This window comes from Paenibacillus sp. E222 (assembly GCF_013401555.1).
Taxonomy (GTDB): domain Bacteria; phylum Bacillota; class Bacilli; order Paenibacillales; family Paenibacillaceae; genus Paenibacillus.
The window spans coordinates 6,195,088-6,217,667 of record NZ_CP058552.1; the positions used below are offsets into that span (position 1 = coordinate 6,195,088).

General features: G+C 48.0%; 14 protein-coding genes. 1 reads left to right on the forward strand and 13 read right to left on the reverse strand.

The features are described from left to right. Positions 1-171: 171 nt before the first annotated feature. From HW560_RS27470 to yicI, 3 genes are all read right to left on the reverse strand, one after another. Positions 172-3,084 carry a glycoside hydrolase family 3 protein gene (locus HW560_RS27470; RefSeq protein WP_179265203.1) on the reverse strand — a complete coding sequence of 971 codons (2,913 nt, stop codon included), beginning with the start codon at positions 3,082-3,084 and terminating at the stop codon, positions 172-174. Between the two features lie 14 nt (positions 3,085-3,098). Beyond that, entirely contained in the window at positions 3,099-4,115 is a 1,017-nt protein-coding gene (locus HW560_RS27475; protein ID WP_179265204.1) for a phosphotransferase family protein, read from the reverse strand. A 260-nt stretch (positions 4,116-4,375) separates the two neighbouring features. Then, the gene (gene yicI, locus HW560_RS27480) at positions 4,376-6,694 is read right to left on the reverse strand and encodes an alpha-xylosidase (RefSeq protein ID WP_179265205.1); all 2,319 of its coding nucleotides are present in this window, start codon (positions 6,692-6,694) and stop codon (positions 4,376-4,378) included. A gap of 172 nt (positions 6,695-6,866) precedes the next feature. Between yicI and HW560_RS27485 the strand changes: the two genes are divergently transcribed. Then, positions 6,867-7,781: an AraC family transcriptional regulator gene (locus HW560_RS27485; protein WP_179265206.1), complete on the forward strand. Its 915-nt coding sequence runs from the start codon at positions 6,867-6,869 to the stop codon at positions 7,779-7,781. 154 nt (positions 7,782-7,935) lie between these two features. On the opposite strand, the gene HW560_RS27490 is transcribed toward HW560_RS27485, so the two are convergent. From HW560_RS27490 to HW560_RS27535, 10 genes are all read right to left on the reverse strand, one after another. After that, positions 7,936-8,856: a hypothetical protein gene (locus HW560_RS27490; protein WP_090895773.1), complete on the reverse strand. Its 921-nt coding sequence runs from the start codon at positions 8,854-8,856 to the stop codon at positions 7,936-7,938. Positions 8,857-9,245: 389 nt separating this feature from the next. Further along, entirely contained in the window at positions 9,246-11,102 is a 1,857-nt protein-coding gene (locus HW560_RS27495; protein ID WP_090895771.1) for an adenine deaminase, read from the reverse strand. A 341-nt stretch (positions 11,103-11,443) separates the two neighbouring features. Next, a complete protein-coding gene (gene helD / locus HW560_RS27500; RefSeq protein ID WP_090895769.1) occupies positions 11,444-13,819 on the reverse strand; it encodes an RNA polymerase recycling motor HelD in 2,376 nt (791 codons plus the stop codon). A gap of 241 nt (positions 13,820-14,060) precedes the next feature. Next, positions 14,061-14,522, reverse strand: coding sequence for a hypothetical protein (locus HW560_RS27505; protein ID WP_090895768.1), 462 nt, complete (start codon positions 14,520-14,522; stop codon positions 14,061-14,063). A 140-nt stretch (positions 14,523-14,662) separates the two neighbouring features. Then, the gene (locus tag HW560_RS27510; protein WP_076289428.1) at positions 14,663-15,730 is read right to left on the reverse strand and encodes an FUSC family protein; all 1,068 of its coding nucleotides are present in this window, start codon (positions 15,728-15,730) and stop codon (positions 14,663-14,665) included. A 250-nt stretch (positions 15,731-15,980) separates the two neighbouring features. Continuing rightward, on the reverse strand, positions 15,981-16,706 hold the full coding sequence (locus HW560_RS27515) for an HD domain-containing protein (RefSeq protein ID WP_179265207.1): 726 nt from the start codon (positions 16,704-16,706) through the stop codon (positions 15,981-15,983). Position 16,707: 1 nt separating this feature from the next. Next, on the reverse strand, positions 16,708-18,147 hold the full coding sequence (locus HW560_RS27520) for an NAD-dependent malic enzyme (protein WP_090895766.1): 1,440 nt from the start codon (positions 18,145-18,147) through the stop codon (positions 16,708-16,710). Positions 18,148-18,428: 281 nt separating this feature from the next. Next, positions 18,429-20,501 carry a beta-galactosidase gene (locus HW560_RS27525; protein ID WP_306459220.1) on the reverse strand — a complete coding sequence of 691 codons (2,073 nt, stop codon included), beginning with the start codon at positions 20,499-20,501 and terminating at the stop codon, positions 18,429-18,431. Positions 20,502-20,536: 35 nt separating this feature from the next. After that, entirely contained in the window at positions 20,537-21,646 is a 1,110-nt protein-coding gene (locus HW560_RS27530; RefSeq protein WP_090895762.1) for a glycoside hydrolase family 53 protein, read from the reverse strand. Between the two features lie 32 nt (positions 21,647-21,678). Next, the gene (locus tag HW560_RS27535; RefSeq protein WP_062321957.1) at positions 21,679-22,557 is read right to left on the reverse strand and encodes a carbohydrate ABC transporter permease; all 879 of its coding nucleotides are present in this window, start codon (positions 22,555-22,557) and stop codon (positions 21,679-21,681) included. Between the last annotated feature and the right edge of the window lie 23 nt (positions 22,558-22,580).

Sequence of the window (22,580 nt, forward strand, 5' to 3'; positions counted from 1 at the left end):
ACCACCTTTACAGAATCAGAAAACAACAACGTTATTGTGGGTTGTTCTGCAGTTGAATATACGGCTTATGTAAAAAAGGTCACTTGGGATGACAACGCAAACAGGCTGCCGCACTAAATCCAGTGTCAGGACAGCCTGTTTGCCATGCATCATGAAGATCAACAAATCAACTTATTTCAACACAAATTGCTGGAGGGCTGCACCGCCCTTGAAAACAATACAGAGCTGGTTGATCTCACTTTCTGCCTTCAGGGAACAGCGAGCTGTGTTCCACTGAAGATTCTTCCCGTTGACTGTCCCAGCGGAACCGGGAACGACACAAGTGCCAAGCAGTGGACCTTCCGGACCTTCCGCCCGAATCTCCAATTCCCCACCTTCTCCGAAGGCTGCCACCCGACCCTCAAACCCACTAGCTTGCCGGAAAGCATTGTCGTGGAATGAAATCCAGGAAGAACGACCTTCACGATACAGCGGTTCGCCTGGAACAATGGCACGGATGGCTGAACGACCTTCCAGACACTCATCCAACAGAACTCCTGCATAAGCATCGTAATTTTCCGCATACGTAGGTATGTTCAGTGCTCGTTGAGGAATGGTTTCACCCTCGATGGGAATTTCTACGGTCTGACGAATATCTGCTGAGGAACGTCCAGCCATGATCGACCAGGCGGCGGATTCAAGACAATATTTGTCTCGAGTGACATCCCAGAAGGCCAGTTTCTGAACAGGAATTTCGAAAGATAGAGTTTCCACGGCGCCTGAAGCAAGATGGATACGCCGGAAGCCGATCAACTGACGTTGTGGTCGCTTCACCCGTGAAGTTTGCGCGTGCCCATACAGCTGCACCACTTCATCGCTGGCACGTTCCCCTTTGTTCTCAACCTGCACTTCAATCTTCAGCACATCATCTTCAGAAGATCCCTCTGCCCGCTCCACTCGAATCGCCTTATACTCAAAATCAGAATAGGTCAATCCATGACCAAAGGGATACAGGACTGGACCTTCATGATACATATAGGTTGTACCGTTATGAATAACGTCATAATCCATAATGTCTGGAAGCTGCGATTCATCCTCATACCATGTCATGTTCAGTCTACCAGCAGGAGCATAATTTCCGAGCAGAACATCCGCAACAGCATTCCCCAGTTCCTGGCCTGCATGTGTAAGGTATATGATTGCCGGAGCCACGTCTTTTAACTCTTGCAGTGCAAATGGATAACTGCCAATAATGACAACGACCGTATTAGGATTCACTTGGCAGACTTCTCTTACCATTCGGGCCTGCTCAGGCGGAAGCAGCAAACTTGGGCGATCAATTTCCTCTTTACCGTTAATATAGGGACTATTACCAACAACAACGACAGAAACGTCACTATTCTGAGCAGCTTTTTTCGCCTGCTCTATGCCGTTAGCAATAACGTCCAGCTTGAACACAGCAGGTTCCAGCGTCTCTTTGATGGCATTCGAATTGCCAGATGCACTCGAGTCCTCGTCCGTTTGTTCCGGCGTTGGGGACAACACCAGTTGTCCCTGATGTTCATTCAGCCTCAGTGGCAAGCCGTTCCACGTTCGCAGCATACTGCCTCCATCCGCTTGTGAATCAATCTGTACCACTTCCTTGACGAACCAGCCACCAATCTCCGGCGCATTCGCCTGATAGATGCCCTGTTCGGTTAATGAAACATAGCGATTGTTTTTCACACTGCGAAGCGTGTGACTTCCCCAGCCCCAGTCCTGATGGATGAATTCAGCGGCCTCCGCACTGCCTTCGGGAACGGCAACAAGTTTTCCTTCCGTACCAAGCGTGATTACCTTGCCATCGGCTGTCTTTAGACTGATGCGATCATTCCCATCGGCAAATGATACTTCTGCTCCGCCAAGCTTCTTGCGTAGTCCTTCCAAAACGGTAACTCGATAAGGCAGTGTGCCGCTATACCAATCGGTATAGACCACATCCGCGAGGGGACCGATTACGCTAACCTTCTGCAATCTTTCCGATTGGAGAGGAAGCAGTCCGTCATTTTGGAGTAATACGATAGACTCCGCTGCTGCTCTATAACTTAATTTGGCATGTTCAGGCGCACACAATACAGATTCCGATATCGAAGCATACGGATTAAGTCCCGTCTGATCCAGTTGTCCAAGCCGCATCCGCACGCCAAAAATATTGCGTATGGCCCGGTCAAGATCCTCGACCTCCAGCAAGTTCCGCTCAAGCGCCTCTTCCAGTGCAGATACGACTAAGTCAACCTCGTCTGTTAGACAGTCGACGCCTGCCTTCAATGCCCCTGCTGCCGATTCCGCATGCGTGGCATGATAACCGTGATAATTGACCGTCTGGGACAAATCCCCCCCGTCACACACGATAAATCCAGGCATGTCCCACTCACCCTTGACCACATCATTCACGTATGGGCTTTCAATGGCGGGTGTGCCGTTGATCGAATTGTAGGCTGTCATCATGGACAAGGCCCCGCCTTCTACGAAAGGCGTCTCAAATGCTTTTAAATAATATTCACGCAAGTTCCGCGGATCGATGCTGGATGAACAATTCAACCGATCCTTCTCATTATTGTTGGCAAAAAAGTGTTTCAGCGTCGCTACCATTTTCAGATAGAAAGAGTGGTTACCCTGCATGCCCTTCACAAGAGCGGCCGACATTTCACCTGTCAGTACGGGGTCCTCACCATAGCCCTCTTCCGTTCTGCCCCAACGCGGATCCCGTTCCAGATCGACGGTTGGCGCCCATAAGGTCAAGCCGTGTCGCTCGGGTGCACGGTGGTGGTATGCTCTGGCTTCATCTCCGATAACGGAACCAATTTCGCGTATGAGCTTCGTATTCCAGGTGCTCGACAGACCGAGCGGCTGCGGGAAAACGGTAGCCTCACCTATCCAGGCAACCCCGTGAGCCGCTTCACCTCCCACATTGTAACCGGGTATTCCCAAACGGGGTACTGCGGCTTCCCGTGTAGGAATTAATCGGATTTTCTCCTCCGTTGTCAGACGCGCAATCAAGTCATTTAATCGTTCTTCCAATGGCAATGTTGCGTCCCACATTGGATATTGAATATACTCTTTCATACTAGACCTCCTACTTATTCGTTAAGTTTGAGTCTCTTCCATTCTTTCAATAGATCCAGTGTACGCTCGCGATACTTCTTGCCTGCCTCCGGCTGATCAACCTGATGTTCATGCACATATGCGTTAAAATAAGAGGACAGTATGCGATAGGCCAGAAGGCGTGCCTGCCCCTCATCGGACATATCCTGTGGCCGGCCATAGCCTTTATGAAAACCAATAGATGAATCTGTCGATAAAATCGCCTCAAACGCTCTGTCCGCAAACATAGAACGATCCCCATCAATAATGGCGGCAATGTTTAGCTGCCCGTTTTCCTCATGGACAAGCACATTGGCTTCCCACAGGTCATTATGAACAAGAACCGGAACAGTCACCTGATCAAATAAATCCTTTTTTGTTAAGAACATATCTGCGATTTCTTCTCCCACATCTGGCATATACCCGGCTTGTGAAGCTTTGAGTGCCGTCTCTTCTGCAAAAGCGTGCAGCACCTCGGACCATTGATCCGAGCCTTTAATTGTTCCATCGCCCTGCGGCCAGCCAAACAATTCACCCTCAATCTGATGCATGACAGCCGTATAAGCGCCGAGCTGATGATATAATCGTTCTTTATCCGCTTCAGAAATCGATGAATGATCCAATTGCTTGCTAGGGATAAACTCCATAAACATATAGGTTCTCGGAATGATCAATCCGCTGTCATCACAGGCAATAATATTTGGTGCAGGAATGCCTGCTTTACGATAATATTCATAAACAACCGGTTCAGCAGACATCATCGTACGTTCAAATGAAAATAACGGATCGCCAGCAGAGCCGAGCGGCATCTCTACACGCTCTGGAGCCAAACGTAATATCACATCCGCGTACGACGCATGTTCAAGCTGAATTCGATACGTTGTATTAAAAAGTCCACCCTGCAGCAGTGCAAAACTCTTCACAATGGTAGCGGTTCCAAAAGTGTTCTCTACCAACTTATACAGCATCTCTGCTGTAATGGTTCGGTGTAAACCTGAATTCGTTGTACTCATTTGATATAATCCCCTATCTTTATCTGTCGCTTTATAAATTGAACTAAAGATATTTACATTTTCCACTCCAATGACAGAACAACCTTCCGAACGCTACACTTCTTCAGGTTATTTCTGTCTTCTACGTTCTCATGTAAAAGTTTAGTTCAATCTATAAATGATACTACCATTTCTTTTCAATAACCATATCTTCCAATGGCACGACAGTAGACAAACAGACGGCACCTTGCGGCACCGTCCTTCTGTTTATCCAATAAACATTACAGTTGAATTGTAAGCGAATCTGTACCTGCTGCTGCCGTAACGACAACACCATGTGCACCAGACGTTTGGGAACCGCCCTCTACGCTGGATACACTCTCCATGCCACGCAGCACGATATTCCATGGTTTTCCTGCACCTTCAGCACGAACTTCCAGAACAGAGCCGTTACGGGATACGTTAACAACCAGCTCCTGCTCAGCACTTTGGTTTACAACCACCGCTTGAGTGGAGTTGCCGTCTGCCAGTTCGAACAAGTGAAGGGACACATGATCCGCAAAGTCATAATCCGGCTTGCTATCCACAGCACCCACAGCAATCAGGCTGTTTGGCTTCACCATCATTGGCAGTGTTTTGAAGTCATGGTTTTCGCTAATCCAACGCCCACCTTCGACTTTGGCACCTGTCAGATAGTTGGTCCATGTACCTTCAGGCAGGTAATAACGAACATCACCCTCCTTGTTGAAGATTGGAGCCACCAGGATTGAATCACCAAACATGTATTGTGTATCCAGGTTGTATGTTGTCGGATCATCTGGGAAATCCAGCAGCATAGCGCGCATCATTGGAATACCTTTTACAGTCGACTCCACCGCAGAATTGTAAAGGTACGGCATCAGGCTGATTTTGAGTTTGGTAAAGTCACGAACAACGTCCACGGATTCCTCGTCGAACAGCCAAGGCACACGATACGAAGTGCTTCCGTGTAGGCGGCTGTGAGAAGATAAAAGTCCAAATTGTACCCAGCGTTTGTATACGTCAGGGGTCGCTGTACTTTCAAAACCACTGATATCATGGCTCCAGAATCCGAAACCGGAAAGTCCAAGTGAGAGGCCACCGCGAAGTGATTCAGCCATGGATTCATACGTAGAAGAGCAGTCTCCACCCCAGTGAACCGGGAACTGTTGACCACCTGCTGTTGCAGAGCGTGCAAACAGGGCAGCTTCGTTTTTGCCAATCTTTTCTTCGAGCAATTCAAATACAGCTTTGTTATAGAGCTGTGTATAGTAGTTGTGCATTTTAACCGGATCTGAGCCATCGAAGTACACGACATCTGTCGGAATTCTTTCACCGAAGTCTGTCTTGAATGAATCGACACCTTGATCAAGCAGAACTTCCAGCTTGCTCTTATACCATTTCACAGCATCCGGATTCGTGAAATCTACCAGTGCCATGCCTGCTTGCCACATATCCCATTGCCATACGCTGCCATCCGCTGTTTTTACCAGATAACCGTTCTCCATACCTTCATCGAACAAGTAGGATTTTTCTGCAATGTATGGATTAATCCACGCACAGATTTTGAGTCCTTTTTCTTTCAGACGTGCAAGCATGCCTTCCGGGTCGGGGAACATCGCTTCATCCCATACAAAATCAGACCATTGGTATTCCTTCATCCAGAAGCAGTCGAAATGGAATACAGACAGCGGAAGATCACGTTCAGCCATGCCATCTACGAAATGGTTAACCGTTGCTTCATCATAATCCGTTGTGAATGATGTGGTCAGCCACAGACCAAACGTCCATGCAGGTGGAAGCGCCGGTTTACCTGTTAATTTCGTATAATTATCAAGTACATCCTTTGGATTGTCACCGCCAATAATGAAGTATTCCAACGTCTCGCCTTCTACGCTGAACTGCACTTTAGATACATTCTCCGACGCAATCTCATACGATACGCGTTCAGGATGGTTTACAAATACGCCATATCCTTTATTGGACAAATAGAAAGGAATGTTCTTATAGGACTGCTCACTGCTTGTACCGCCATCCTCATTCCAAGTATCGACGATTTGGCCATTCTTAACAAACGGCGTGAAGCGCTCACCGAGTCCATAAACGTATTCACCAATGCCGAGATCCAGCTGCTCGCGGAAGTACGCTTCCTTGCTCGGACCTGTAATATAACCAGCCGCTCTTTGACCGCTACCTGTAATCCGTTTTCCTCCATACAGGAAGCTGACGTCCCAACCATTCGTTTTGTCGATTTGAACTTCCAGATTGCCACTTTTCAAAACAGCGCCTTGTTCATTTTTTGAGATGTCAACATTCGCATCTTGCGTGTTAAGCTCAAATACAGGCCCTTTTTTCACTCCGCCTTTATGGTGATTCAAGGTTACACGAATAACGTTAGGCATAGGTGAGCTGTACGTCGCTTTGAGCAATGTGCCGTTCAACGTGTCGCCTTTGGTGCGAATATATTTAGTTGCCGCATATACGGTCAAAGAATTCTCTTTTTGCACAATATCACGAATGTCAGTCGGGTTTTGAATGTGGTACCCTTCACGAGTCATCCAGAATCCATCAGTAAATTTCATGTTTTCTTTCCCCCTTCGGTTATACTATAATAATATTGACATTAATAACGAATTTCTTCTCATATTTTGACCAAATATATCACGATTCTGATATTTCTTATCCGATTCTTTATAAACACCACCAATCTATGGGAACGTTTACATTAATAATGATGCAAAAGGAGATTCTCATATGGAACGTGAACGATTACGGGAAGACCGGATTCACGGCAATGCCATGTATCCAGTCAGTGTGTACCCGGATATTCAGCAATTGAATGGCGATAGCATTCTTGATTGCCACTGGCACGACGAGATGGAGTTCACCATGGTGACTCAGGGCAGTGCTGTTTTTCAAATTGATATGAATACGGTAGAAGTCCAGGCGGGAGAAGCCATCTTTATCAATCGGGGAGAAATCCATGCAGGCTATCTGAAAGGCGATGTCCCCTGTGTTTTTTCATCCATTGTATTTAACCCAGAACTGTTAGGCAGTCGGACGTTTGATGCTGTACAGGAGAAGTTCGTTGGCCCACTTGTACACAAAACGATTATCCCCCCTTACCATATCCAAACCAATGAGGCGTGGGGGCAAGAAATTATCTTTCATTTGAAACGTATTTTCGCCGATCATGCCGCCGGGACACCCACCTGCGAGATGACGACCAAAGCTTACCTCTACCTAATATTTGCACAAATGTTTGAACATATGAGACCTGCTGCTCTCAAAGGCACCGTTCCGTCAGGCAGTCATGATAAAGTGGAACGCCTGAAATCAGTCCTAAGCTATATTCACAAGCGTTACCCCGAACCACTCAAGTTAAAAGAACTGGCAGATGAGGCTAATATGAGCGAAGGACACTTTTGCCGCTTTTTCAAACAGATGGTGCAGAAAAGTCCGGTCGACTATATCAACTATTATCGCATCCAGCAGGCCTGTGTTCAGCTTGAAAATACCGATCACAAAATTGTGGATATTGCCATGGACGTCGGGTTTGAGCATTTGAGCTATTTCATTACAACATTCAAGAAACACAAGAACATTACCCCGTCCCAATATCGCAAAATGTTTTATGAACAAGTGGCGATGGAACCTGCACTGGTCTAAGCTTAAATTCTTATTCGGAGCGGCACTCCGCACATTGAACTGACGATAATTCACTGTTCTCCACTTGTATATGAGTTAACAGATGCAAAGAAGGTGCTTCAGCCCTTTCAGCCGTAAGCACCTTTTTTATCATTCTGATGAATGGAATTTCATTTTAATTTTTCAGTGTCTCCCATGAGTTGTACTCATGCACCGAGAATCCGTTAAAGGACGAGTGCACACTTGCCATCTTCTCGACCAGCTTGAGCTGTGCTTCCATATATGCTGTACCCTCTTCATAAAAGGTAATAAAATCGCCTTCCTTGCTTTGCTTCGTCTCCACGGCAATTGATACCGTTTTACCCAAAAGTGACGCTTCCTCCAGCTCATCCTTCGCTACATTATAGATGGCCGCTGCCGTATCCCGGTAAGCCATAATGGTAATCGAGTCAAACTTGCGGATCATCCAGCTGCTTACATTCATTGTGGAACCCGGAATTTTATAACCATCCAGCCAGAAAGGCAGGTCAGCGGCTACAGGCATCTTCATCCGTGCGGCCCGATCGACGATGTATTGAACGTTCCCCTGCCACTGCGTAATCACACTGGCTTGATTGGTTTTCCACTCGGGATGTACATGAGGTTCAATGTCCAGATGGATGCCGGCAAACTTCTCATTGGGCTCTACTTGATTTTGATACGCTTCAACCCAGTCCAGAAACTCTGCAATTTGATCCCGGCTCTCCGTCAGTCCCCAGGCAGGTCTTCCTTCCATAACGTCCACGGCAATATTCTTCTCTCTGGCTTGACGAATGAACGATGTATAGTACGGAAGCTTTACATCCCGATTCATTTGTAGGTAGATCGTATTGATTTTGTTCGTTGTGGCGAACTTCAGCACTAGCTGAGGGTTACTTTGAATCTGCGTGGTGTCCCATACCCAGGTTGCTCTTACGGTTCCCTGTACCGTTCCATGGATGGTTTCATAACTGTCCACTGAGCCAAGTGCAGTGGCCTTGCAAACATACGTATTCCCTGCAAACAGCATGAAACAACTAATTAACAAAATGAATTGGTACCTTCTTTTGCTTTTCATATTTGTACACTCCCTTTGATGTTATGCAGCTCTATCGTGCAAATCTCGATGAAATTCTGTCGTTTTATATTCATTCATTGGATACAATTTCGATGTACGACTATTTACATTGCTTTTATATGCAACATCATCTCTTAGACTTACGACGAAAGAATCATATAACATTATTTCGGGTATTCACACTTCTGTATTTATAGTTCCAAAGTCTCATTTATGAGAAACTTTTTAATTTTAGCCTAATTCCACCCTAACATGGGTCACTTTTTGCATATGTACAACAGACGACTCAAGACCTAGTAAGCGTTTTCCTGTGAAAATAAAAAAGGCCGCCCAAAGGCGACCTTCACTTCTCTACCCGTTTCTAGGAAGAACGGGCACGCTATTATTCGTTAATTCCCAGCTGGAGCAGCCGGTGTATTCTCCACCATCTCATCAAACAGGGATACCAGCTCAATGCCTTCTGCCGAAATGCGTACCAGCCCTTTATCAGACAACCGCAATTCCGGAATAACAACAAGCGCCAACAGAGACAGCGTCATAAATGCATTATTTAATGTACAGCCAGCAGCCTGTAACGCTTCACTAATCGCTGCAGATTGAGCTGCTACCACTTCAAAAGATTCCGTAGACATCAAGCCTGCAATGCGCAGCGGGAATTCGGTCACACCAGACGCAGTCACGACAGCTACGCCGCCCTGCATTCCAATAACCCGGTTGCCCGCCTCAGCCATCAATGCGTCATCATTCCCGATAATGAGCAGATTGTGACTGTCATGTGCAACGGTCATCGCAATGGCCGCAGGACCTGTGAAGCCAATGCCCCCAACAAGAGCAACGGCGCGATTGCCCGTTTGTTTGTGGCGCTCCAGCACCGCAATTTTGCAGATTTCACCTGATGTTGAAACGACGACATTGCCATGTTCCACCGTAACATTAACATGCTTCTCCTTGGTATCCACATGGTTCTCTGTCACATGAATCACTTTTGCTCCAATCATACCTTCGGTAATCGGCGCAGACAGTTCCATGTCCTTCGGCTGAATATTCGCTTCCAGTTTCACGGTATTCAGCGCCTCTTCCGGGTATGTGAAGCTGTCCCAGACCGCCGTCATTTTGCCGTTCTCTGCCACGACATGCCCTGCGGCAATCGTCATTCCTACACGGACATCAGCCAAGCGTCCATCGAGCAAAATAATATCGGCGATATTCCCCGGAATAACCGCACCAACGTCGCGTGCTACACCGAAACGTTCAGCCGTATTGATCGTCGCCATCTGGAAAGCGGTAACCGGCTTCACCCCTTGAGAAATAGCCAAACGTACAACAAAGTCCATATGGCCTTCTTTGAGCAGCGACTCAGAACTCCGGTCGTCCGTCACCAGCATCATTCGGCGTGTATCCAGGCCAAGCTCTGTGCAGGCTTTGATCGTTTCCGCCACGTCATGCCACGCAGAGCCCTGACGCATTTTGGCGTACATGCCAAGCCGCAGGCGTTCCACCACATCTTCCTTCGTAACACATTCATGATCCCCCGTAACGCCGCTTGCTGCGTAGGCTGGCAGACGCCAGTCATCCGCTGCCCAGGTGAAGTGACCGTCTGCCACCTTGCCCGCTCGGAGCGTCGCCTGAATCTCACCGATCATCGTCTCGTCCCCGTACACAACCCCAGGGAAGTTCATCACTTCACCAAGGCCAATCATATCCGGACCCCAGGAGAGGGCTTCCGCCACTTCTTCCGGTCCAATATAAGCGCCAGTGGTCTCCAGTCCAGGATGTGTTGAAGGAACACAGGAAGCCACCTGCATATAAGCAGCCATTGGCGTCGTCCGAGCTTCATCCAGCATCAATCGCAGACCTTTGAGCCCAAGCACATTGGAAATCTCATGCGGGTCAAAGAACCCTCCCGTTGTACCGGAAGGCAGCACGGCTCTCGCAAACTCCGTTACTTTCATTTGAGTACTTTCAATATGACAGTGCCCATCCAGCAATCCGGGAGCAATGTATTTGCCTTCTGCCTCAATAATACGTGTATGCTCTCCGATCGTATGGCTTACATCTTTGCCAACATATGCAATCCGGGATCCCTGTACCGCTACAGACATGCCCGGCAAAATTTCACCCGATATCACATTAACCAGTGTTCCGCCCCGAATGACCAAGGTAGCAGGCAAGTCTCCCCGTGCTGTTGCCACCAGATCCGGTACGCAATCCGCCATTAATGGGCGTTCAAAAGATGGTGTGTTCATGTTGCTGCCTCCTTCATTAAATAAACGATCATAAAAAAAATAGATTGTTACGATTATATGAGTCTCGCCGTCATGTGTAAAGAAAATTCACACTTATTGTGCATGAACACAAAGGATGAATCATTTTTTATCCATAAAGCCCAATCCTTCTAATCTCATGTCAGCATGTCAGAAGAGATGAAATGATCTATGTCCAGTAATGTCCAGAGATCAACTTCATACCTCACGCTGCAAAGGCCAACCTCATGGAGCTTCTTATTCCCCACATCGTATTCCACAATACACAGAAAAACTCCCGTCCTTTCGAACGGAAGCCTTCTTCAAGAGCATACAAGACGAAGTTAATCGGCCTGAGCCGCAGATACCTTGCCCATATCATACAATTCCTCGGACTGGGACGTAATGAATGGGCTCGGTTTATCCATGCAATAGATATGCAGTAAATGCATCGCACGCGTACATGCCGTATAGAACAGCTTACGTTCATGTTCCTGCGCATATTGCGATGCAGATCCGTCATAGATCAGAACCGCATCAAACTCCACACCTTTGGCCAGATACGCCGGGATGACATGCACACCCCGTTCAAAGGCGAGTGTTGTTTTCTTGATCAGCTTCGGTGCCGCAGGCAATACGTTGCTTAATGTTTCGTGTACGTCCTTGCTTTCTTCCGCGGTTTTGCAGATGACCGCAACCGATTCATACCCTTCCTGAATCAGGTGTTTGAGATCGGCTGTTATAACATCCAGATGCTCCTGTTCATTGGAAGAAACAATCACTTTCGGCTTCTCCCCGCCCCGGTTAAATGGAACAATCTCTTCTCCACCGGGAACCATGCCGCGTGTGAACTCCACGATCTCCTGTGTTGAACGATAACTTCTCGTCAGCTCGATCACTTCCGTATTTTCCGGACCATACAGGTTGGTCAGCGGCCCCGTACCACTCAATACCGAAGAGTGTGCATAGATGGCTTGATTAAAATCTCCAAGTGCGGTGAATTTCGATCTCGGAAACAATCTTTTCATAAAAGCAAGCTGGAAGGCAGAGTAATCCTGCGCCTCATCAATGATCACATGGCGGATATTGGAATTAATATGGAAACCGAGCAGCAACTCACGCAAATACAAATAAGGTGTGATATCCTCGTAGGCCAGCTCCTGTAATTTCAGTCTGCGAAGTGTCATCTCACTAATCTCTTCCCAGTGTGAAGGCAGTGCTTCCTCTCCCAAGAGGCGAACCATCTGGGCCCGGTCACTGAACAAGTGCGCGTACAGCTGACGGACATCGACAAAACGCAATGATTTGATCCATTTGCGCAAAGGCTTGAGCCGATCACTGACCACCATTCGGGCAAGGATCTCTCGTTCCTGCTGGAAATCATCGAACGTGTCTGACTTCCCTTTTTGCTTACGCTTTAGACGCTGGTATGCCCGCTGCAGATCCTCCGGCTCCATCAGATCCAGTTGTTGATCTACCCAAGGTGCTTCCAATTCGCCTTTACCAAAGGCCGATAACTCTTTGAGCATCCAGTCCCGCAGGATTTCCAATCGATTCACCAGCTTGACGGATGGCTCGAAGCTATAGAATTTCTCCGCCATGGCTTCAGCTGTAACCACAGCCCGTCCTTGGAACCGAACCGGCTTGAACTTCATGCCTTCCGACATCATGCTGTCCTTATAACGCGTTATGACCTTCAGGAAAGATTCGGATGACTTGAATCGAATGCCGGACATACGCGCATCGTACTGAGGATCTTCTGTTCCGGTGAGTACGTATTCAAGCTGAATGAATGGGTCTTCCAGCTGATATTCACGGCCCAGACGGCGTTCCAGATACTCCTGGAAGGTCGTTTGCAGCATGTTTTCCTCCCCAAGCTCGGGCAGTACGGTGGAAACATAACTGTTGAACATCGGGTTTGGCGAAAAAAGGACCATCTGATCCGCTTGCAGATGCTCGCGGTATTTATAGAGAAGATACGCCACACGCTGAAGTGCAGCGGATGTTTTACCACTGCCAGCAGCTCCCTGCACGATCAGCATGCGAGTCCGGTCATTACGGATAATCCGGTTCTGCTCCTTCTGAATCGTCGCCACAATGCTTTTCATCTGTGCATCCGAGGTTCGGCTAAGAACGGCCTGTAACAGTTCATCCCCAATCGTAACCCCGGTGTCGAACATAAAGCGGATACGTCCATCCCGAATGACAAACTGCCGCTTCATCTCAATATCGCCACTTATCTCACCGCTCGGTGTATGATACGTGACCGGACCTGGTGCACCATCGTAATACAGGTTCGATATGGGTGCACGCCAGTCATAGACAAGGAAGGATTCCTCTTTCTCATCCAGCAATGATGCGATCCCCAGATAGATTCGTTCTGCATTCGGATAGCCATTTTCCTTAAAATCAATGCGTCCAAAATACGGTGAATGATGCAGCCGTTTCATTTTGTCCAGCGCTGCTGCCGTATTCAGGTGACTGCGCTCCCGGTCCGATAAAACCTGTGATTGCTGCCGCATGCTGGTGGAGGTTTCACCCACGTCATCCGCTTCGCTGAAGTTCATGGTGACTTCGTCCCAGAAGTCTTTTCTCATCCCCACAACTTCGTCCCTGAAGGAACCTACCTCTTTTTCTAGGATGTCTATTTTCCGATCAATCTGTTCTGTTACAATGTTGACCCGCTGTTGCTCCTCGCTCCATTGCTGGTCTGTACTCATATGTTAATACGCCCCTCTTTCCCCGGATTGTGTCCTCAAAAGCCCATTTGACAAGCCCGAAAAGGCTATGGTATAATTAATTAGAAAGTAAACATTTTTATTTTATGTTAATTAGTTCTAATTTTCTGAAAACCATTTTTTATTGTACCAGTGACAACGTCCCGATGCAAGCGGAGGCGTTTTTTGTTGTTTTTATTCTATTATTACCCTCGATTGGGATGAATATAGAACGTTTACCATTCTATTGTCGTAATTCTTCAATAGTTTCTCTCCAGCGTGTAATGGCCCCAGACTCGTCTTTTAATTGAAATGTTATTCCTGAAGTAATCTCCGCATAGGGTGCATGATCTACTCGAACGTTTAACACTTGAGCCTCGAAACGATCTCTTGGATGAACAGCTTCCATGAGTTGTGGCAGTGACGTGACACCCAGACGAATAGATAACAAGCTTTGCTGATGGACAGCAATCAAGGTAGCCTTGCCTGTTCGGCTCATATTCATACTTGTCTGCGTTTCCGGCCATAAAGCCAGTCTCAGCAGGTTTGGCGTGACCGCAATAACTTCCCCCATACTGATCATCGCCTGATGTGGCCAACCAGCTTCGGACACCGTCAGCAATTGCATCGCTTCGTGCTGCTTCTGCTCCAGATCCTGTCCATTGAACCACTGCATCCATTCAGGGCCAAGCTGTGTTAAATTCATACGTATCTACCTCGGTTCGATTGAGTTGGTTGCGCAAGGTTTGTGCTATGTATGCAAAACAACCCGGACACGCTGTCCGGGCTGGTTGTGGTTTCATTGTATATGATGAAACCACATCACCGCAAACTGTACTACCATGTTTACGGCCATTTTAGCCAATTCAGAATTTTATCCTGGGACTCCTTGTCTTCACTGGCACTATGAACATGCTCGGCAAGCCGGTTCAATCGTTCCAGCTGATAGCCATAATCATAGATCGCAGCGGCCACGATGGACAATCTCAGCATCCCTTCCTGATCGATATCAAACTGGGAAATGGCCTGCTCCATGAAACGATCATTATCCAAAATGAACTGTGCCGCCTCTTCCCCGTTTGGTTTCAGCTTATCCTCGAATTTGAGCAGCGCATGTTCATGGAATTTGATGACAAGCTCCAGATGTGTATCAAAGAACTGATCCATTTCCGGTGTTCGCTGTGCCTGGAAATAATGGCGTTCTACCGAATCCAGCACATCGAATCCTTTTTGCAGACTCAGCAGCATCTGTTTGTACACGACCATCTGCCGCGTCTCGCTGAATTTGGAACGTTTCATCTTCTTCTGCTCTTCTTCAAACAAATTATATTTATCTGACAAAGATTTAATGGAACCGCCCAGATTATTTTTCTCATCCCGGAACACCACTTCCTTGATCTCATCCGAGATGGATGTCCGCAGCAGCAGTGACATGCCACTGAACACACTCTGGATCTGCTTTACGAACTGAATCTTCGGCTTGGGTGGAAATACCGTAATGTTGATAAGAAATGCAGATACAATGCCGACAAGTGTCAGCAGGAAACGGTTTAATGCAAAATGCCAGTCACCCGACGCTTCCATAATCGATACAACGGTTACCAGCGTCAGGCCGACCGTTTCACCCATATTCAATTTAAGACAAATCATAATAACCAGCACAATAATTAACCCGACGGCGATGGGCTCATTGGACAGCACCATGCCTCCCAGCAGGGCCACAATTGCCCCAAGTGTGGTGGTCTGCAGCTGATCCAGGAAATACTTCCAGGAACGATAAATGGATGGCTGCATCGCAAAGATGGCCGCGATTGCGGCGGGAACGGGAGATTGCGGGTTCAGGAACATGCTGCTAAGGTACAGGGCCAGCGTGACCGCAATCCCTGTCTTAAGTACACGTGCACCAAATGACATGGTGACCCCTCCTCTTTTTCGGAACGGATTTCATTCGTTGGATGATCATTATCATTATTACCCCATATTTCTTTTTTTGCCCGAATCAATTCAGGAGAACGATTTATTGTATCATGGAAGCCTTTGGGTTACCATGCCCTGTATCCTGTTGGTGAGTTAGATCCCCTGTTACTTCTATGTATACACAACAATACCCCACACTCCACTTTCGGAAGTAGGGGTATTGTAGGTTTAACTCAAACGGAGAAAGTTATGAGAACCTTCCTTCCCATTCACGCTTAAATTGCTCCACGAACTGTACCATAAAGTCATGACGCTGCTCTGCCAGTTCCTTACCATAGGACGTGTTCATGAGATCTTTTAGCTTAAACAGCTTTTCGTAAAAGTGATTGATCGTTGTACTGCGTCCATTCCGATATTCCTCCCGCGTCATCTGCTCTCGTGGCGGCAGGGCGGGATCATACATCTCACGGCCTCTCGCACCGGCAAAAGCAAACGTACGCGCAATACCAATGGCGCCCAGCGCATCCAGGCGATCCGCATCCTGCACCACCTGGGCTTCCAGGGATGAGACGGGAGGGCGCTGTCCTCCTGCATAGGAAATGGAACTAATGATGTGTACCACAGCTTCCCGTGTGCCCGCTTCCAGCGGCTGGGTATCCAGCCAAGCATTCAGCTTCGCCATCCCCACTTCCAGACTTTCGTTCAGCTTCTCATCCGGCACATCATGCAATAATGCAGCCAGTTCACAGATGAACGGATCGGCACCCATCCGGTGTGCAAGCTCGACCGCAAGTGCGGTCACCCGCTCGATATGCGGCCAGTCATGACCATCCGTATGTGCGGCCGCATCTCCCTGTACAAAAGCACGAGCCGCCCGAAGAATAGCCTCTCCTGTTAACGTTCCATTAACATGATCCTCATGCCCCGATGGTTGCGCACTTTGATTCAGATGTTGAGGGGATTTCTCCTGCATCTTACACGTCCCCGCCTTCGCGAGCTTGTTCACGCGGTATACGTCTTGCCACGCCGGTCTTGACCGCTGCTTCAATCACCCGATTGCGCATCGATTTGACGATTTTATCGTTAAACACACTCGGAATAATATAATAACGGGTGCGCTCTTCATCCGAAATGGCTGAAGCAATCGCCTGAGCTGCTGCGAGCTTCATCTCTTCATTAATCTCACTGGCACGGCAATCCAGAACAGCTCTGAACATACCCGGGAAACACAATACGTTATTGATCTGATTCGGATAATCCGAGCGCCCTGTCGCCATGACAGCCACGATATCTTCCACCACAGACGGCATAATCTCCGGTACCGGATTGGCCATGGCAAATACAATCGGGTCGGCGGCCATGGTTTGCACATCTTCCCGGGTTAACAGATTACCGCGTGACAAGCCGATGAAGACATCTGCTCCGCGAATTACTTCACGAAGTGAACCTGTCTCCAGTTCCGGGTTGGTACGCGCTGCATAGTCGCTCCATACTTCATTTTCATAGGTAGCCGTCCGTACCAATGCACCATCACGATCGACCCCGACAACCCGACTTGCTCCCGCGGACAGCAGAATATTACTGCATGCCACACCAGCTGCACCGATACCACAGACGACAATTTTTACATCCGTGATGGATTTGCCGACCAGCTTGAGTGCATTGATCAGACCTGCATACAACACAACTGCTGTACCATGCTGATCGTCATGAAATACCGGAATGTCCAATTCCTCATTCAAGCGACGCTCAATTTCAAAACAACGTGGTGAGGAAATATCCTCCAGATTAATCCCGCCAAATGCTGGTGAGATCGCTTTCACAGTTCGAATGATTTCCTCGGTATCCTGTGTATCCAGGCAGATTGGAAAAGCGTCCACTCCTGCAAATTGTTTGAACAACATCGCTTTACCTTCCATGACCGGCATCGCGGCACGTGGTCCAATGTTGCCAAGTCCAAGCACGGCACTGCCATCCGATACTACGGCAACCGTATTCCGCTTGATTGTAAGCGAAAATGCCTTTCCAGGCTCTTCTGATATAGCCGAACATACCCGGGCCACATCCGGTGTATATACACGTGACAGATCTTCACGGTTATGAATCGGGACCTTCGGTGTAACCTCAATCTTGCCGCCCAAATGCAGCAGGAACGTCCGGTCCGATACGTTTATGATGGATGCCCCTTTAAGCTGACGCACCCCTTCTATAATTTTGCTGTTATCTTGTGCATCCGTTACAGCGACAGTTAAGTCGCGCACACTAACATCCTGATTGGTCGAAATGACGTCGATGGCGATGATGTCCCCGCCAGCTTCCGAGATGGCCGAGGCCACTTCGCCAAACTTGATATCTTTTGTTGTCATTTCCAGCCGAATAATAAAGCTGTTACCGTCTAAATTCCTTTGATTCATTCCAATTCCTCCCAGACTGAAAGTCATGAGTTGCAATGTTACCTGTTTGTCTTCGCTGCGCGGACACGTTTATCCTTTATCTTGCCCAGAAAAAGTACTCAGCGTGATATCAATACGACAAAAAGGACCACCCTTTCCGTCTAATCGAGACGTTAAGGGTGACCCTTCTGCATGCTATATATGTTGAACTAAAGAATATTTACACTTGCCACTCCAATGACAGAACAGCCTTCCGATCGCTGTTATCTCCGCATTTTTCAGCCAAATGAGTAACAAATATATTATTTACGCTCAGCCACTCTTTTCAATACCCTGATGTCATATGGCTGCAAATCCAGGCTGCCCTCCACAGCATCATCACTCAGCAGATCACGATAGGACTGGTTGTCCAGTTCTACTTGCTTCGGCTCCGGTGTGTAGTTCTGCACAAAAACATAATCCGCTGTGCCATCTGTACGGATGTGTGCCGTAACTCCAGCAGGAAGCTGAGTTTCAAGAGCACGCTCTATACCCAGATCAGTGATTAAACTGCCATAGAAATCATCGTAAAATGGAGCTTTGAAACGTGTAGCCATATAATAAGCTTTACCCGAACCAAGACGGTTAACGGTCAAAGCAGGCCGTCCGGCATAGAAGTCGGAACGATATGTCGCCAGCGCTTCTGCACCTTCCAGATGAATCAGGTCACATAATTCGAAAGCATCATACTCGGCATTCAGTTGAAGTTCGTTGCCTTTCACAGGCACAACCCCATTCAGATCACGGTCATGCAAGCCGTCAATCTCTTCTGACCAGATCCCCAGCGTCTTGCGAAGCGGTCCAGGGAATCCGCCGAGGAAGCACAGATCATTCTCATTTACGATACCTGACCAATACGTGGCTACAAATGTACCGCCATTTTCCACAAATCGCTCAATACGTTCGCCGACGCCTTCACGAACCAGATAGAGCATAGGTGCGATGAGCAGCTTGTAATTGGAGAGATCAGCATCCATGTCGATGACGTCTACAGGCACACCCTTTTTCCAAAAGGCATCATAATGCCATTCTACCGTCTGCTCGTACTTCACTCCGATGTTACGCGGCCCTTGGGAATCCTTCACTGCCCAGCGGTTTTCCCAGTCGAAGATGATAGCAACCTCGGCCGGAACGGACGTGCCAACCACCGCCTGCATTCCTTCCAGTGCCGTTCCTACGTCAGTAACATCCTGGAACACACGGGTATGTTCATGCCCAACATGGTCCACAACCGCTCCATGAAGCTTTTCACTGGAACCCCGACTCTTTCTCCACTGGAAGTACTGTACACTGTCCGAGCCGTGCGCTACAGCTTGCAGAGATGCCAGCAGATGCATGCCCGGACGTTTCAATTTGCTGGTATCTTGCCAGTTGGTTGAGCTTGGTGTGCTCTCCATTAATAGAAACGGCTGCCCACCCTTGATGGAACGAACAATATCATGCATCATGGCAATTCGGGATGCCAGCGTATCTTCTTCATCCGCATCATGCCATGTCGGATAACTGTCCCATGACAGGAAATCCAGAATGTCAGCGAACTTCCAGTAGTTCAATCCTTCATAAAATTCCATCAGGTTAGTCGTTACCGGCAGATCGGGATTTTTGGCCTTCAGCGGTTTCGTTTCGTGCACGATAAAATCAGCAGTCTGATCTGTGACAAACCTGCGCCAGTCCAGATTCATCGCATGGACCTGTGTCTCTCCGTGCGGGGCAGGAGACTCCACTTGACTCCAGTCTGTCACGGTATGACTCCAGAATGTTGTCCACCAGGAGTGATTCAACTCGTCCAGAGTGCCGTATTTGTTTTTCACCCAGCCGCGAAAAGCGTCCTGGCAATAATCACAGTGGCAATCCCCGCCGAATTCATTGGAAATGTGCCAGCCAATGACTGCGGGATGATCCGAGTAACGTTCTGCAAGTTTGGTGTTGATTGCCGTAACCTTCTCCCGGTATACCGGGGATGTATAACAATGGTTGTGACGGAAGCCATGCAGGTTACGCACCCGATTGGCCCCAACACGCAGCACTTCGGGATACTTGGCCGACATCCAGGCAGGTCTTGCACCGCTTGGGGTAGCCAGGAATGCATAGATTCCATTGGCAGCAAAACGATCCAGTACTTGATCCAGCCACTCAAACGTGTACACGCCTTCCTCCGGTTCAAGGGATACCCATGAAAAGATGCCAATGGACATCACATTACATTTTGCCAACTTCATCAGGCGGATATCTTCTTCAAGGACTTCAGGATAGCGGAGCCATTGCTCCGGGTTATAGTCTGCACCATGTAACATATGAGGTGCTTTGGAGCTTACCGGTGGATATTTGTATGTCATGCTGACAACTCCTTATTCATTTCATTTTGAATCATCTATTTGATTAATGCAGCACTCGGCTGCTCATCCAATGCAGTGTCATTTTCCTCTCCAGCCTTCAGTGCTGAAAACGATTGCAACTTCTGTCCCTTGAAGTCAAACATCGTCAGGTTGCCCCAGTTATTCGGATGTCCAACAGACCACTCTTCCTTGCTAGGAATCCAGGCAGGCTCCCAGTAATAGAAACCCGCTCCGAGACCGCCCGGAACTTCACGAATAATCTGCAGTAGATCCTTCAGATAACGTGTCTGTCCTTCTACACTTGCCGGATACCCGGGCAGCAGCAGTTCTTCCTGATTCAGAATCCACTCGTGGCCTTCAGGCTGCTCCAATGTCCAAGGATAAGCGGTTTCAACCACATTGATGGGTTTGCCGTAGCGTTTAGCCAGGTCATGCAGATTATCCCGCAGTGCATCCAGTGTTCCATGCCACCAAGGGTAATACGAGAGCCCAATGACATCGAACTCCACACCAAGCGCTTCAAATCGATCATAGAACTTGCGGCTCTCCGCATTATCACCACCGCGGTCTATATGGATCATGATCTTGATGTCAGGATCGATGGATTTAACCGCAGCGATGCCATACTTCACAAGTCCAGCAAAACGCTCCCACTGTTCATCAGTATCATGCTCTTCCCCACCAACACGCCCTTCATCCCATAACATGCCAGGTGTAATCTCATTTCCCACCTGCACCATGTCTGGCAAAGCCTCATGTTCCTTGAGTGTCCTCAGTACGTCTGCCGTATAGGTACATACCTCACGTTGCAGTTCCTCATAGGACAGCTTCTCCCACGCCTTTGGCTTCCATTGATTGGCTGGATCAGCCCAGCGATCCGAATAATGAAAGTCCAGCAAAAATTGCAGGCCTTGTTCCTTGATCCGTTTGGCTACCGCTACCGTCCGCTCCAGATTACAGAATCCGCCTACAGGATCATTCCAGATTCGCAACCGAATTGCATTGGCATCACCCAGCTTGAGAATGGTCAGCAAGTCCTCCTGCTGCCCATGCTCATCACGATAGCTCCCACCATGCTGCTCAATTTCATCCATAAATGACACATCCATTCCAAGAATGAATGCCTCTTCCTTTAAATTGCTCACTTTATCAACCTCCGTTTAATTTAGATGCAGGCTCAGCCTTTAACCGAACCCAAGGTCATACCTTTGACAAAGAAGCGCTGCAGGAATGGATACACAATGAGGATTGGCGCACTTCCAATAAAAATCTGTGCCGCTCTTACTGTGGTTTGAGAAATGGTCTCCATCTCTTTCGGGTTCATGGCCATCGTACTCATATCACGTTTGATAATTACGGTCTGCATGAAAGTAGCCAGTGGATAATCCTTGGCATTGTTCATATAGAGCAATCCGTCAAACCATGAGTTCCAGTGAAACACCATGCTGAACAGTGCAATGGTTGCGATCGATGGCATGGAAATCGGCAGGAAAATACTGAACAACGTTCTGAAGTGATTGGCTCCATCCATCAGCGCCGCTTCCTCAAGCTCTTTCGGAATACCCCGGAAGAAGTTTAGCATCAGAATAACGAGGAAGGTGTTAACAGCTCCCGGCAGTACCAACACCCAGAAGGAATCCATCAGGCCGATCTTCTGGATGACCATATAGAAGGGAACGAGTCCCCCATTGAAGATCATACTAAAAACAAAAATCCATGAATAGACGGTTCTACCTTTAAATTCATTATTTTCTTTCGACAACGGATACGCCGCCAAAAAGGTAATCAGCAACGTAATTCCCGTACCAATAACTGTCCGCAGCAAGGAAATCCAGAGGGAGTTTAGGAAAATCGGATTATTCATCGTTTTTTTGTATGCTTCCAGTGAGAACCCTACCGGCCAGAGGCTGACGAGGTTGGCATCTGCTGCAGCCTTGTTACTGAAGGATACAGCCAGGACATGAATCATCGGTACAATACACATAATAGCAACCAAAATGAGAAAACAAATATTGATGACGTTGAACACGCGATAAGGCGTTGATTTATGATACATCGTGGTCCCTTCTTTCTCCGTTC

What these genes read in the sequence shown, in the direction of transcription:
- HW560_RS27470 (WP_179265203.1), bottom strand. Translation starts at nt 3,084, where the DNA reads ATGAAAGAGTATATTCAATATCCAATGTGGGACGCAACATTGCCATTG.
- HW560_RS27475 (WP_179265204.1), bottom strand. Translation starts at nt 4,115, where the DNA reads ATGAGTACAACGAATTCAGGTTTACACCGAACCATTACAGCAGAGATG.
- yicI (WP_179265205.1), bottom strand. Translation starts at nt 6,694, where the DNA reads ATGAAATTTACTGATGGATTCTGGATGACTCGTGAAGGGTACCACATT.
- HW560_RS27485 (WP_179265206.1), top strand. Translation starts at nt 6,867, where the DNA reads ATGGAACGTGAACGATTACGGGAAGACCGGATTCACGGCAATGCCATG.
- HW560_RS27490 (WP_090895773.1), bottom strand. Translation starts at nt 8,856, where the DNA reads ATGAAAAGCAAAAGAAGGTACCAATTCATTTTGTTAATTAGTTGTTTC.
- HW560_RS27495 (WP_090895771.1), bottom strand. Translation starts at nt 11,102, where the DNA reads ATGAACACACCATCTTTTGAACGCCCATTAATGGCGGATTGCGTACCG.
- helD (WP_090895769.1), bottom strand. Translation starts at nt 13,819, where the DNA reads ATGAGTACAGACCAGCAATGGAGCGAGGAGCAACAGCGGGTCAACATT.
- HW560_RS27505 (WP_090895768.1), bottom strand. Translation starts at nt 14,522, where the DNA reads ATGAATTTAACACAGCTTGGCCCTGAATGGATGCAGTGGTTCAATGGA.
- HW560_RS27510 (WP_076289428.1), bottom strand. Translation starts at nt 15,730, where the DNA reads ATGTCATTTGGTGCACGTGTACTTAAGACAGGGATTGCGGTCACGCTG.
- HW560_RS27515 (WP_179265207.1), bottom strand. Translation starts at nt 16,706, where the DNA reads ATGCAGGAGAAATCCCCTCAACATCTGAATCAAAGTGCGCAACCATCG.
- HW560_RS27520 (WP_090895766.1), bottom strand. Translation starts at nt 18,147, where the DNA reads ATGAATCAAAGGAATTTAGACGGTAACAGCTTTATTATTCGGCTGGAA.
- HW560_RS27525 (WP_306459220.1), bottom strand. Translation starts at nt 20,501, where the DNA reads ATGACATACAAATATCCACCGGTAAGCTCCAAAGCACCTCATATGTTA.
- HW560_RS27535 (WP_062321957.1), bottom strand. Translation starts at nt 22,557, where the DNA reads ATGTATCATAAATCAACGCCTTATCGCGTGTTCAACGTCATCAATATT.